This window comes from Vibrio owensii CAIM 1854 = LMG 25443, assembly GCF_000817815.1.
Taxonomy (GTDB): Bacteria; Pseudomonadota; Gammaproteobacteria; order Enterobacterales; family Vibrionaceae; genus Vibrio; species Vibrio owensii.
Genome location: NZ_JPRD01000019.1, coordinates 45,546 through 59,191 on the forward strand (window position 1 = coordinate 45,546; position 13,646 = coordinate 59,191).

A 13,646-nucleotide genomic window follows, 5' to 3' on the forward strand; every position below is an offset into this window, starting at 1 on the left:
ATATTCACTTAGTTACTTATTGCTTTGTAATGATTTAGGCATTGTTGATGAAGATATACTTCCACCCTAATAGAGGGTGGCAAAACTCCCCCCTGCGTTTAGATTCTGAGCCGAATTTATTGTCTCTTAGTGGCAATAATTGGGATGACTACGGTACAAAAACCACTCTTAATGCTAGCTTATATTTTGATGGCGTGAAGCATGAATTCGAGTTTCATATTAAATTGTTGATTCCTGGTTGCGACTATACCGCGTCGAAGCTTGATGAGCTATGTGCTAGCGGGTGGGACGGTTTTTTCCCTATACCAGATGTTCGTTATGTATCTATTCCATCGGATATCGATTTCTACACAACAATCGTTTCTAAGTTAGGCTTTGAACAAGCAGTACAAGTTATATCAAGCCTAAACGATGCGGGTTATCTCGTTCATCAAAAGAAAGACCCTTTTGCTATCTCGATTTCACAATCTGATGAGTTCTCATCTTCATTGATGCGAGAAAGTGGTGCAAACAAGTCTTTCCAAGATGGTTGGAGGATTATCGTAGGAGCTGCTGCTAGCGAAATCAGAGATTTTGATTTGAACCTCATTACTCGGACAGGTCTCATTAGAAGAGTCCCGTTTCGATTTGAGTCCGCTTTGCTGCCGTATGACATTAATGTTTTGATTGGCCCTAACGGTATAGGTAAATCGCATTGTCTAAAGTCTTTGGTAGAGTATTGGTTACAGACGGGGATGGGAGACTACCAAGCGCTTGCACAATCTGGACACCAACCTTTTAGTGCAAGGCCTAATATCAGTAGGCTAATTTTGGTTTCTTATAGTCCTTTTGAAGAGTTCAACCTTGATTTAGAAAGCAGCAAGTTAATGGATAAAACTGCGTATCGATATTTTGGTTTTAGGCAGGCTCGTGAGGATGGAACCATCGGTATTAGTCGAAACCTGCCTGCATACAACTCTAGTGAATCGATAATTGATGCTTTATATGATGATTTTAAGAATGATTTTATCCAAGGTCGTGTGGGTAAGATTGATGCAGCAGAGAGAGTGTTAAAACCAGCTTTAGGTTATGACCAGTTAGCATTGGAAATCGATTTAACTCCACAGACATCGCTTCTACAACCACATCTAGTTGAGATAAACGGGAAAACATACATTCCGTTGAATAGGGGGGTTACTACTCTTGTTCACGAGGCGGACTTGAAGAATGCTTGCAAGCTGACCGAAGGAGTTATTTTTCTTAAAGAACAACAACCTCTTTCCCTGAGCTCAGGGCAGAGACTATTTACTTTTATTGTGATTAATGTGTTAGGTGCAATTAGGGATAACAGCTTAATAGTCATTGATGAGCCAGAACTCTTTCTGCATCCGACTCTAGAAATAGAGTTTATTTCCTTACTAAAGGCAGTTTTAGCGCCATTTAGATCAAAGGCAATATTGGCTACTCATTCCTTATCTGTTGTAAGGGAAGTGCCATCTAATTGTGTCCATATTTTCAGAGAGGATGAAACAGGGCTTGATATAGTCCCTCCACCTTTCGAAACCTTTGGGGGAAATGTTCAGCGAATATCGTCATATGTATTTGGTGATAAATCGGTATCTAAGCCTTTTGATGAATGGGTTGAAGCAAAAATGCAGGAACCTATAGATGCAGACTCTCTTATCAATCAGTTGGGTAGCGAAATCAATGAAGAGCTAATGATGAAAATACTAAGCTTGGGGAGAAAATATAGTGGTAGCTAAGCTAGAGCTTCCTGAGTACGATTCAGCTCTTGTAGTTCGTGGTGTGATTGAGGAACGAGTTCACAATAGAGATTTCTACAATGAGTTGCAAACCGATTGGGAAGCACACGTTTTGAGTTATGTCGAATGTGGGGGGGAGCCAAATCAAATAGCTCCGCTTAATCTTGCTCCTTATATTAGCCCCCAAAGGGTACAAGAGGAAAGTCGTCGTGTTGCGGGAAGAGGGGAGTCGTCAGATCCAACTCAAAGGCTTATTGATAAGCGAAAGAAAGCTTTGGTGGGTTTGTACTCGCCGAAGTCAGATAAGCAACCTTATGAAATACTGGAATTTCTACGACGAGGGCATGAACTGCTTTTTTGTCCAAGTTGCGGGGAACCTGGTAAACCAGGCACTCTTGACCACTATTTACCTAAAACTATTTATCCAGAACTCTCAATAGTTGTAGCAAATCTTACCCCTATGTGTAGTGAATGCCAGGGGAGAAAAGGCTCAGATATTACAGATGCTGATGGCAATAAGATGTTTATACATCCTTATTTCGATCCTATCGAAGATGTTTTATTGGAGCTAGAAATATCAGAGCCTTACTCTTCTCCATCTGCTTTCACGGTTAGAGTACCTGAAAATGTTCAAGAGCCACTTCGCTCTCTAGTTGAACGTCATATCGCAGGTGTAGATTTCATTGAGCGTTTTGAGGAGTTTTGTCGAGTTAATTATACTAATCTCCTGACGTCCTTTTCAGATGAAAGGGCAGAAGATGAACCAGATACATCTGGGCGCATACTAAGAAGATTTTTAAGGCAATACGAAAGACAGTCAGTTAACCGCTGGGAGTCGATCTTCTACAGAGGGATACTAGCTAATCCGAATTTATTGACCTACCTTGATGAAGGAGATTTGCCTGAGTTTCTTTGAGTTCTGCTAATTTCATCTTTGCCTCAGCCGCATGGTGCGGCTGAAAACTTACCGATAGCTAGCTCTTGATATTCCAATGACGTTTAACTGTTGCTATTCCCATATATAAGTGTGCTGCTGTTTTACTTTGGGACATTCCTGCCTTTTTACACTCTTGAACACGTTTGGTCGTCTCAATCGCTTTAGGGCGTCCAAGCTTTGTACCTGCAAGTTTAGCTCGTTCTAAGCCCTCTTGTGTGCGTTCTTTTATTCTGTTTCTCTCGAACTCTGCAAATGCGGAGAACATTTGTAACATTAGTTTCCCTTCTGAAGAACTGAGGTCGACGATTGGCAAATCTAGACAAATGACACGGATACTTTTCTCGCTGAGTTGGCTAATCGTTCGTTGAACATCGATGTTATCTCGCCCTAGTCGATCGAGCTTAAGTACTACTAATGTGTCACCAGCTTCGATTTTATGTTCGATTAAATTGGAGAATTGCTCTCTGTCCATAGCTTTTGTACTACCAGATATGGTCTCGCTGATTACACGAGAGTCAAGCACGTTATAGCCAGCATTTCGAATAGCTAAGATTTGATTCTCGGTTGTTTGTTCCGTCGTTGATACACGACAGTAAGCAAAAGTTCTTCCAGTCATCTTATACCAGTATCATAAAGTCTGGTATCATCATAACATTGGTATCATAAAAGTAATAGGTATATTTATGATGCCATTTTTAATGTATCTTTACTGGTGTCACATAATGGATGTTTGTTAATACCACTAAGAATCACTTTAAAATGGATTGAATGTAAGGTTGCTATCTTCAATCTTTCTCTTTGATGACTTATAGCGATTACAGCCATACAAGCCAGGAACACGGCTCTCTTTAACCTGAATATCTTGTTTACTGCTTTGAGAGCCTCTCAAAGCTTCTTTTCCATTTGTTTTATTTAAAGATAATGTTTGACCTTTATACATAATAAATATTCCAAAATACGTGATAGTTAATATATACAAATAAGTATCAAATAAAATTCAAATAGTAAAGCATTTAATTCTGCCGCCAATAAATTAAATAATTAAACTAAACAGTAGCTTCATTTAGTAATATTGATCAGGTAATAAAACAAGATCGGCACATGAAACATTTAGGATCCAATTTTATATTTAATGATTTTATTTTTTATGTTATAACTATTATAACCGTTATAACTATTATAAAGTTATAATTAAATATAAGGAGTGACTGAAAAATTTCATTCTCTTAAAGAAATCAGCAGCCAATCCAGATAAATTTCTTCTGCCAAACTTGGCACATCGACTGTCAATGTTGGCACATTCACTGCCAAGTTTGGCAAAGGTAGAGTGCGACCTAAATTTGAGCCTATTTTTACACTGCACTCATGCTGTGCAAAAATCAACCACCACTCTTTGGAACTCAAAGAGTAGACAATCTCCTCTATAGCTTCCATTCATTACTTTTCATGTCGAATAGTAGTGAGAATGTATGCTGCAAAATTCCACGCTTAGCACTGTATACAACTAGATCACTATGGCATAATCATCATAGTTCATACTTATTAATAGGTTATCAAGTGGAAGCTAAAGAATGTAAAGTTCAGGATATCCTGACTGAGAATAAAAAATACATAATACCCGCCTATCAAAGGCCATATAGCTGGAGTCCCGATAATGCAGAACAGCTTATCGACGACATTTATCAAAGCTACCTCTCTGATGAAAAGGAATACTTTATAGGAAGCATGATTTGCATTAATAAAGGAAACAATACATTTGAGGTTGTTGATGGTCAGCAACGTTTGACAACATTAAGTTTGATCGTATCTGAATTAAAGAAACTTATAGATCATCAAGGGGTCAAAGACGATCTTCAAAAACGTATATTACCTATTGATGTTTATTCCGATGAAACCGATGAACCTCGACTAGTTGTTCGAAAAAAAGAACACGACCTATATAAATTCTACATATTACAAGATAAAAAAGAATACAAACCAGAAAAACCTACTGGTACAGAACAGCTCTTTATTGACAATGCTACTGTTGTAAGAAAATACCTTCAAGATAAAGACCAAATTGATCTTAAAAAGATTGCAAAATATATACTACAGAACGTATTTATCGTTTTTGTTCAGACTGAAGACTTTGCCTCATCTTTCCGATTATTTAATGTTTTAAACAATCGAGGTTTACCTCTTAGCAATGCAGATCTACTGAAAAACACATTATTTGAGTCAGCGGCATCATTAAAAAGAGATTCAAGCCAAATAGAATCTGCCTGGTCTCAAATTGAAGATATGGTTGGAGTTAATAAGTTAGACAAATTTTTAACTCTACATAAATTATCAGAAAAAAAAGACCGTGACCGCGTATTGCAAAAAGGGTTAGATGCTTTTGTTACAAGTTTACAAAATGATTTTGATGATGATGCTGTTGAAATGTCATTAATGCTTGTCAATTCAGCAAAAAACTATACAAAGCTGACAGAAATAGAATTTGATAACTTATCCTTAAAAAGAAAAATCGCATCTCTTACAAATCTAGCAACCGATGAATGGATTCCACCTGTAATGGCATTTCTCAACCGCATGACGCGAGAAAGAGATCTAACTTGGCCTGAATTTAGTGATTTTGTAACTGCATTCGAAAAAGTTTATATGCATGGTTGGCTTAAGAAACAAGTAAAAAGCCAAAGAGAAATGGTGTGTTATTCAGCTTTAGTTGCTATAAACAACGGTAAATCATTCACTGATATTATTGAACATGTAAATCAGCATGCTGATAACTCAGGTTTTACCGAAGCGCTAGATCAAGACCTATATGAACCAAGACCAAATCAAGTAAACTTGATAAAGGCTATTCTTTTGCGTTTAGATCTTGAACAGCAAGATGAAAGCGTGATCAAAACTTACACGGGTCGCATAACGATCGAACACATCTTGCCTCAAAAATTAGCAAACGAATATTGGACTTCAAGGTTTAATTCAAATGAACACGCAATGTGGTTACACAAATTGGGTAACCTAACTTTAATTAGTGGTTCAAAGAACTCAGAGGCACAAAATAGTGACTTTGAGAAAAAGAAAGGTATCTACGAGAAGCTAAATAACAAAAGTTCATTTGACTTAACTAGAGATATTTGCAAAGTGTCTGAATGGGATATTTATTCTCTGAAAGAAAGGCACGAGCAGTTGAAATGTGCCCTAACTGATTTGTGGTTAGTCTAGGTACTAAAACTATACAACATAATAACGATAGCATTATCAGTTCTTTATCTAAGTGAGCAAATCCCATTCATAGTTACGAAGTTATCTGTCAACTTATGAATGGGATTAAAATTAAGAAGATTCCTTGAAGCCTTCAGACGATACAGTTAATTTTAGAGCGTTTAAACCTAGAGCCTAAGACTTCTCGATACACGTAAATTGCACTAAATCCAAACCTCAATGACGCTTTGCTTAGCCTGCCACATCTCAATATTAGTAATACTTGGATAACTTCTTCGATTTTTCCAACATCAAGCACACAACACAATCCTATCTTATGAGAGATCACCATAGCGAATTCGATTCAAAATAGATAAAACGGCTTCTTTCCCTTCTGACTTTTGCAGCACTTCTAACGGCGTTAAATCATCAAAAAACCATTTAGGCGTATTCAGCCATTCATCAGCAAGTTCCTCTTGCACAAATAGCTCTAAAACAATTTTCCTTATTTCACTGTTACTATCCATTTTCCCCTTCTCCCTATCACGTTGTAAGCGCAGAAAAACTGTAGTTTAGAATTAGCTAGATGAGGCTATTTTACCACACCTTCAGAGCATAGCGTTGCGTATTGCCTTTAAAATTTGATAGATGGGCAATGTTTGTTGTGGCGACATTTCACATGCAGCTTCCTTGTCAATCGCTTCCTGCGTCAATAGACGCTGCTTTTGCTGTTCAAGTTGAGCCAGCTCCTTTTTTAGCTCGTGAATCTTTTGTTCAATTAGCTCAAGCTCATCCATATCTAGCCCCGACAATTACATCACCTTCATGCGGTAAATAATCGATTGTATAAAAGACAATACGAAAACAAAGGCACAATTCATAACCTATCTAACATATTTATAAAGCATTCTTGCCTAAAATCAGTACATACCGTCGCTAAATTGAGAGTTATTCACGTTTTGATGCTGCTTCAACATGTGCCTTTCGGCTTAAGAATCCAAGATCAGACATTCGTTGATGTCGCTGATGTTGTGCGAGGGAAGAATTGCGGCTGTATATGCCCTTCTTGCCACACACCACTGATTGCGAGACAAGGTGAAGAAAAGCAATGGCACTTTGCTCATGCGAGCCGCAAGGTTGAAGGAACTAATAAAGAATGTGATTTTTCTTTTTTTGTTTCTGTGCGCATGATGGCGAGACAAGTGATAGAAACTGGTATATCTATTGTTCTTCCTGAATACAGGAGTTCTCTTACAAAACAATCGAAAGGAAAGTGTTTCACAGAAGATTTTTTGGTTGCGAAGTCATCCACCATCTTACTTGATAACGTCGATAAAGAAGTTTTATTTGAGAAATGTATTGTGGATGTAATGGGCAGAGTCAGTGAGTTCATCTTTGTTATTTATTTCACCCACCCAAACCGTCCACTTCCAAGTGAGTTGCTCACACCACATAACAGGCAATGCGGTGTGCTCGAAATCAAGTTGGATGATACACATCACCTATTTACACGCGATAAAGTGTCAGGGACTCGGCAACTGGACAGACTAAAAGATTACCTTCAAAACGATATCGAATCTAAAGTGTGGGTATTTCACCCACGCTACACTCAATTGGAGCAAGAAGCGAGGGAGCGGTTATCTTTAAAAGTATCTCGATACACTCCGACGCCCACTCCGAGTTTTCGCAATGACCAACCCCGTCATCGCAATCCGAGAAATTTCGAGCTTCGTCTTTCCAATTCATGGCAACCAACAACGAAAATTACCCAGCTAGCATCAGCGCCAAGGCGTTCAGCTCTATTTGAGTGCATCATGTGTCAATGCCAGTGGCAAGTTACGCTACCTAGTAAACCAGCCTGCCCTAAATGCCATAGTCACCTATACGCTAGCGAGATCTCACCAAGATAAGAGCCACATCAAGCGTTCATTTTATTCTTCTGTTCATTTTTTATGAACAAACCGAAAAAATGAACACCGCTAAATACTATTCTTAGTTTTTTATTCTCAAAACCCGCATTCTGAAAACAACTAATACGTAGTTAAAGTTACATAAACAAACCAAAACCCGCACAATGAGTAGTAAAGGTGTCATTAGTAGTAACTACGTCTCCCAACCAATCACCGATGAGATTCCTCTTTTGTGTGCTCTGACTCTGGTACCAATACACCACATACATACCCTAAATCAATTTCACCTCAAAAATACAAATAATGAGATGAAATTGATTTGAAACATAAAGATTGGCTATTTTTCATCCTCAACATATACGGAAATAGCTACCCCTTAATCAGCAGGAGGTATACTGTACGCAATGACCACATTTACAAACTCAGCCAGGTGGAGAAATTGAAATTTTACGCAGTATCTGATTTGCACTTGGATTTACACGGCATCCATCGAAGCTTCTGGCATAACTTCGATAATGACGCTGTTTTGATTATCGCTGGTGATACTGCCAATGCGCTCAATGGTATTGCTTATGTAAAAAATGTTCTTTGCTCTTACTTTAAAGCCGTAATCCTCGTTGCAGGGAATCACGAGTGGTACAGTAATAAAAACACGTCTTATCGTTCTGGCTCTCTGCGCAGACAAGTTTCAATAAGCTCCACAGACAACATTAATACTCAAACATACTCCCCGATATCAAAACTTAAAGCACACAGTGATACGACTGCGAATTTGTTTTTTCTGGATAATGAGTCAATTGATTTGGATGGGCGTACCATTTATGGCGGCACTCTTTGGTTTCCTATCCACACATATTCTCCTGAACTAATAGATGCGTACTCAGAACTGATGAATGATTCGAAGTACATCAGCCATCAAGTGATTGAAGAGCAACACAAAGCATTCATTAACAACTTTCCAGGGAAAGTTGATATAGCAATATCTCATCACCTTCCATCAAAAGAAGCTTTTGCTGTCGAACAAAGTGCCAACAGCGATTATGCCCCGTACTACCATGCTGGTTTGAGCGACGAGCTGATCTCTAAAGCACGATACTGGATTGCAGGTCATCAACACGATCCAGTAGAAAAGAGCATTGCTGGCAGCACCACTTTCATTTGCAATCCAAAAGGTTCGCTACCACTCAAGTCAAGTGGCTTGAAGATCAAGGCATACTGCCTATAGCTCGATAACTGGAAGCCTACAGGCTTCCTTATCAAATAATGCGTAAAAGCTTACACGTTAATTGATAAAATTAAGTCTTATGAGTATTATACTACTCATAGTCAGAATGGAGTCCTCAATGGAAGAATTAAACATACAAGCTTTTATCAAGGGTGAATGGCTAGACATTGCTGTCATTTCATTTCCGAAAAGTGAACAGAACAACTTCCGAGTGACTGAACTCAATTACCTCGGAGAGTACGCATTAGAACATCATGAAAAAGATGACCTACACGCCGTATCAATGAACCTGCCTGTATCTTTTTTCTTTGACGACATGGGGAGACCTGGATGGCTAACTTTTCTTGATGACATCATGCCAAGTGGAGCAAGCAGACGCTATTGGGTCAAACACCTAGACATTGAAGATCTTTCAACTGATGAACAAGACTATGTTTTATTAAAGTTTGGCACAATGTCGCCTATCGGCAACTTGCGAGTAAAAGACTCTCTACCAGAACGCTACGAAGAGTCCGATACCCTTTACTTTTCTTTAGATGACGTAAAAAACCGCGCAAGTGATTTTTTAGATTATGCTCAACAAAGAGGGGCGGCTGCTGGCGGTGCAACAGGTGCAGGTGGTGAAGCACCGAAACTAGTGTTGCGATGCTCTACAGGAGATACAAAGCAAAATAATATATGGATCGACCCTTATCAAGATGATAATACCAACCAAGATTTACACTATTTAGTCAAGTATCCTAGAGGCTCAAGAAGCGCTATTGACTGTAATATCCTTCGAGCTGAGTTCTATTATTATCACGAACTCACCGATATGGGTTTTGATACGATCCCAACCCAAAATATGCGATTAGAAGAAGGGTTAAACTACCCTTCTTTATGGTTGCCGAGGTTTGATATTCGTTTTAACGAAGAGCAGCATATTGAAAAATTCGGAATGGAATCTGTTTACTCCATTCTTGATAAAGGCGCAGGAGTAACTCTAGAGCACGAAGCTACTATTAGAGCGTTAATAGAAAAAATCACTCATAGTCATATGGTACAAAATCAGGGGTATGATTTTGATGTTCAAAGCTTTGTTATCGAGTGGGTTAAGAGAGACTTACTCAACATTCTATTTGGCAATAGCGATAATCATGGTCGAAACACCTCATTCTTAAAAGGTGATGGTTGTATTAAGTTAGCCCCTATATACGATTTTGCCCCCATGAAAGCCGATCCTGAAGGTATTCCACGAACGACAAAATGGAAAGCCCCATTAGAAGTTGGAGGCACTTACAATTTTATCGGCATTGCAGAATCGCTGTCTGACCTTGTACCGAGCGAGTTGTTGCTTGGCGAGCTTAAAGATACCGCAGAAAAGTGTATTGATCTTAAAAAAAGACTGGTAAAGCGAGGTGTCCCAGAACAGATCGTAGAAATGCCAGCTATTGGGTTAAATCATATCCCTGAAAAGTTGAAAAAATGGGGGCTATTATGAGCAATAATAACAAGTCATCTAAAGAGTCTATAAATGACGTAGTTCATCGCCTACGAAATAATCGCAAACAGCTCTCTAGCTCCTACGGCACAACCAGCAATGACAACGTAAGACCTGATACTATTCGCCTCAGAGTTCGACCTTCTCAAAGAGCCTCAAAAAAGACTCCAACACCAAAAGCGATCGAACGTACCAAGATAGTAAATCAAATAGTTAAACAACTGTTATTTGGCGATTTAACTCAAGGTCAAGCTCTAAAAGAACTTCGAATCAATGTGCTGGGTTTAAAGCAAGATGTTTACGCAAAGCTCGTTGATGTGTCTCGAAAAACACTATCTGATATAGAAAATGATCGTGGTAATTACAAAACAGACATATTGAACAAAGTTTTCAAACCTTTTGGTCTAAGAGTTGGCCTAATACCGTCCTCAACAAGTATGCTAAACTCATTACTCAACAGTGATAAATCACCTGTTGATGAGTAACCGTTACAGCGAGTTTTAAGACCATTTTGCTATGGTTGGAATAAAATTTCATAGCAAAAAGTTATATTAGGACGGGGGTTCAGTTCCTTTTGCAGTAGGAAATTGATGTAACATTTGATGCTACACTAAATTGGTAACACCAAGCTAATCGACTGAATTTTAAAATATTGATACTTTGGTTCAACTCCCGCCAGCTCCACCAATTCAGAAACTTTCTAAGAGATAAGAAAGACTTAGAAGGTGACAATCAGTAAGTTAAGTATGTGGTACTAAAAAAAGGTACTAAAATGAAATACTTAACTCAAAGAAAAACAGGCATTTGGTATTTTCGATACCAAGTGCCTTTTTTATATCGTCGTTTCTTCGGGAATCGTACCGAAATCAAGAAATCCCTCCAAACATCCGATAAAATTACTGCTCATGTAAAAGCACTAAAGCTGGAAGCAACCATCAAAGAAAGGATCATGACAATTAAGCAATACCTCTCTCTCGAAGCTGCAAACGAGCTTATCGCTACCCACACTGGTGCTACACTCATGAAGATTGAATGTGCTATAGATCCAATGGGTGAACTCTCACAAGCTTATATGGCAAGTATGCTCAGTCAGGCCACAAAATTTGACAACCTGAGTGCAGAGAACATCAATACTCTGATGTCTCCAGTCGAATATCTTTATCAATCTGAAAAGTCTCCTACAGAACTGGCCAATGAAGCACTGACCCAGTTCCAATTGTCACCGATAGACCCTTTAGCATGGCAAACGCGACAAGCGTTAACTCAAGTCTTTCAATACGCCAAAGACGCACAAACCGCACTTAAAAGTAGTGACAAGCAATCATGTGACTCCATCGTCAAACAACTTGAAGATACAATGCTCAAGATTGACCCAGATTCCGAGCTAGCTGCATCGTTAATTTCTGAGCCTCAGCAAGAGGCTCAGGTTCTCCAGTTCCAAGGGCGAAGTGCGGGAGAACCCAAGGACGCAAGAAGCATTTTTGAGCTCTTCGAAGAGTATGAAAAAGAACAGAAAGGTTCTGTTGCCGACAGAACGCTCAACGCAATGAGAGCTAAGTGTATTGTTGTTTCTGAGTTATTGGAGGAGATTCCAGCATCTCAAGTTACGAGGAAAGACGTTATATCCACTCGGGACTTACTGGCTAGGTTACCCAAGAACAAAAGTAAGTATGCCCTGTTCAACTCATTGACTAGCCTAGAAGTAATTGAAAAGAATGAAAGCCTGGAAGAGCCATATGCCTGTATAAGTCCCACAACGGTCTCCGAGTACCTCGAAAAGATTTCTAGTATTTTTATCTGGGCTATGCGCTACAACTACCTAACGTACAACCCCTTTGACAGTATTAAGGTAGCCAAGAGCAAAAGTAAGGAAGTAGATGAGCGAGATCCCTATTCGAAGGAGCAGCTCGTCACACTATTCACTACGCCCATTTTTACTGAAAACAAAATGCTACATAGCTACCAGTACTGGGCTCTTCTCATCGCTCTTTACTCAGGTGCTAGGCAGAATGAAATCGCCCAGCTATTTGTTGATAACATTCGTGAAATCGACGGCGTGTGGTGCTTTTACTTCGAAAAAGTCAACGATACTCAGAACTTTAAGAATGAAGCGTCTGTCCGTATTACTCCCATTCACCAGCGCCTTATTGAGCTTGGTTTCTTAGAGTTTGTCTCAACTTGTAAGGATCGCCTTTTCGAGACGGGGTTACCTAACTACGGTGAGCGTGGTTATGCGAAAGAGCTCAGTAGGTGGTTCAACGAAAGCTATAAAACTAAACTAGGCTTCAGGGCTGGTGAGAAGAAAAACTTCCACTCATATCGCCATACAGTGATTGATTTTTACAAACAGCATACGAACCTTGAAGAGCGTTTCGTCCAGGCTATCGTAGGGCATAAGAATGGCGCAATTACATTTGACCGTTATGGTTCAGAGTTCTCTCCCTCTGTACTTAAGCCACTGGTTGATATGATTAATTGGGATTTCTTAAATATCCAAGCTTTCTCACTTGAAAAGCATATGGATAGAACAAGGAAAGAGCTTGGTAAAGCAGCTCGTCGACTTGCTAGAAAAAATAAAGCTCAACAAGTATAGCTCTCCAGGTGCTCTCGAAGTATGGGGGTATTAGTACAAACACCCTCATACTTGAGACGGAATCTAAGTCAAAACTGTACTGTCTATACTTAAAATATCGATGAATCGGGGAAGCGACAATGCCATATTGCAAGTCAGCTATCTCTATAACCAAAGAAATGAATGTTAGTGAAACACTATATCTATTGTCCCAAATGAAATTTGGGGCCCTACGTGCTGTTCAATTTGAGTGGAACCACAATCAATATATAGTGGACAGTGGCATGAACAATATTCGTGCAGTAGTAGATTCTGAGGAAAACCTTATCTTATTCCATTGTCGCTACCCTAATTACATCGAGGTAATGGAAAGTCTGCTTGCTACGTTCACATTTGAGCAAGGGTTATTTACGAGCAATCGCGACACATAGATATGTTAATTGATACAAAGAGCTCCCCCGTTTCATTCAGTGTGGAAACTAACAACACATAAAATCAAATCAGGAGCTGTAACGATTACTCCTATGCAAACTAAGGTGTAGGAGTGATCATTACCTTACGCAATCTACATTTAAGACGGCCCTTTTGAAC

General features: G+C 39.1%; 14 protein-coding genes. 9 read left to right on the forward strand and 5 right to left on the reverse strand.

Annotation, left to right across the window (positions count from 1 at the left end; genetic code table 11):
• The first annotated feature begins 47 nt into the window (after positions 1-47).
• Both H735_RS12220 and H735_RS12225 read left to right on the forward strand, forming a co-directional pair.
• Positions 48-1,742, forward strand: a complete 1,695-nt coding sequence (locus H735_RS12220) for an AAA family ATPase (protein WP_020197673.1) — start codon at positions 48-50, stop codon at positions 1,740-1,742.
• Complete coding sequence (locus H735_RS12225; protein WP_020197672.1) at positions 1,732-2,658, forward strand: HNH endonuclease; 927 nt, start codon at positions 1,732-1,734, stop codon at positions 2,656-2,658. Before H735_RS12220 ends, H735_RS12225 begins: the two co-directional genes overlap by 11 nt.
• 58 nt (positions 2,659-2,716) lie before the next feature.
• Here the strand turns inward: H735_RS12225 and H735_RS12230 are convergent, their stop codons facing one another.
• From H735_RS12230 to H735_RS12240, 3 genes are all read right to left on the reverse strand, one after another.
• On the reverse strand, positions 2,717-3,295 hold the full coding sequence (locus H735_RS12230; protein ID WP_020197671.1) for a recombinase family protein: 579 nt from the start codon (positions 3,293-3,295) through the stop codon (positions 2,717-2,719).
• Positions 3,296-3,433: 138 nt separating this feature from the next.
• Positions 3,434-3,619, reverse strand: a complete 186-nt coding sequence (locus tag H735_RS12235) for a hypothetical protein (protein WP_020197670.1) — start codon at positions 3,617-3,619, stop codon at positions 3,434-3,436.
• Between the two features lie 278 nt (positions 3,620-3,897).
• Positions 3,898-4,113 (reverse strand): hypothetical protein, encoded by a 216-nt coding sequence (locus tag H735_RS12240; protein WP_020197669.1) that lies wholly within the window; start codon positions 4,111-4,113, stop codon positions 3,898-3,900.
• A gap of 123 nt (positions 4,114-4,236) precedes the next feature.
• Here H735_RS12240 and H735_RS12245 point away from each other — a divergent pair, with 123 nt between their 5' ends.
• On the forward strand, positions 4,237-5,889 hold the full coding sequence (locus H735_RS12245) for a DUF262 domain-containing protein (RefSeq protein WP_020197668.1): 1,653 nt from the start codon (positions 4,237-4,239) through the stop codon (positions 5,887-5,889).
• 314 nt (positions 5,890-6,203) lie between these two features.
• On the opposite strand, the gene H735_RS12250 is transcribed toward H735_RS12245, so the two are convergent.
• The gene (locus H735_RS12250; protein WP_020197667.1) at positions 6,204-6,395 is read right to left on the reverse strand and encodes an MbcA/ParS/Xre antitoxin family protein; all 192 of its coding nucleotides are present in this window, start codon (positions 6,393-6,395) and stop codon (positions 6,204-6,206) included.
• Positions 6,396-6,476: 81 nt separating this feature from the next.
• Positions 6,477-6,665, reverse strand: coding sequence for a hypothetical protein (locus H735_RS12255; protein WP_227741564.1), 189 nt, complete (start codon positions 6,663-6,665; stop codon positions 6,477-6,479).
• Between the two features lie 165 nt (positions 6,666-6,830).
• Here H735_RS12255 and H735_RS12260 point away from each other — a divergent pair, with 165 nt between their 5' ends.
• From H735_RS12260 to H735_RS30900, 6 genes are all read left to right on the forward strand, one after another.
• On the forward strand, positions 6,831-7,778 hold the full coding sequence (locus tag H735_RS12260; RefSeq protein ID WP_020197665.1) for a competence protein CoiA family protein: 948 nt from the start codon (positions 6,831-6,833) through the stop codon (positions 7,776-7,778).
• 439 nt (positions 7,779-8,217) lie between these two features.
• The gene (locus H735_RS12265; RefSeq protein WP_020197664.1) at positions 8,218-9,003 is read left to right on the forward strand and encodes a metallophosphoesterase; all 786 of its coding nucleotides are present in this window, start codon (positions 8,218-8,220) and stop codon (positions 9,001-9,003) included.
• 118 nt (positions 9,004-9,121) lie between these two features.
• Complete coding sequence (locus tag H735_RS12270) at positions 9,122-10,483, forward strand: type II toxin-antitoxin system HipA family toxin (protein ID WP_020197663.1); 1,362 nt, start codon at positions 9,122-9,124, stop codon at positions 10,481-10,483.
• Positions 10,480-10,968: a helix-turn-helix transcriptional regulator gene (locus H735_RS12275; protein ID WP_020197662.1), complete on the forward strand. Its 489-nt coding sequence runs from the start codon at positions 10,480-10,482 to the stop codon at positions 10,966-10,968. The genes H735_RS12270 and H735_RS12275 overlap by 4 nt, the downstream gene beginning before the upstream one ends.
• Positions 10,969-11,255: 287 nt before the next feature.
• Positions 11,256-13,076, forward strand: a complete 1,821-nt coding sequence (locus H735_RS12280; RefSeq protein WP_020197661.1) for a site-specific integrase — start codon at positions 11,256-11,258, stop codon at positions 13,074-13,076.
• Between the two features lie 263 nt (positions 13,077-13,339).
• A complete protein-coding gene (locus H735_RS30900) occupies positions 13,340-13,486 on the forward strand; it encodes a hypothetical protein (RefSeq protein WP_155399397.1) in 147 nt (48 codons plus the stop codon).
• Positions 13,487-13,646 lie beyond the last annotated feature (160 nt).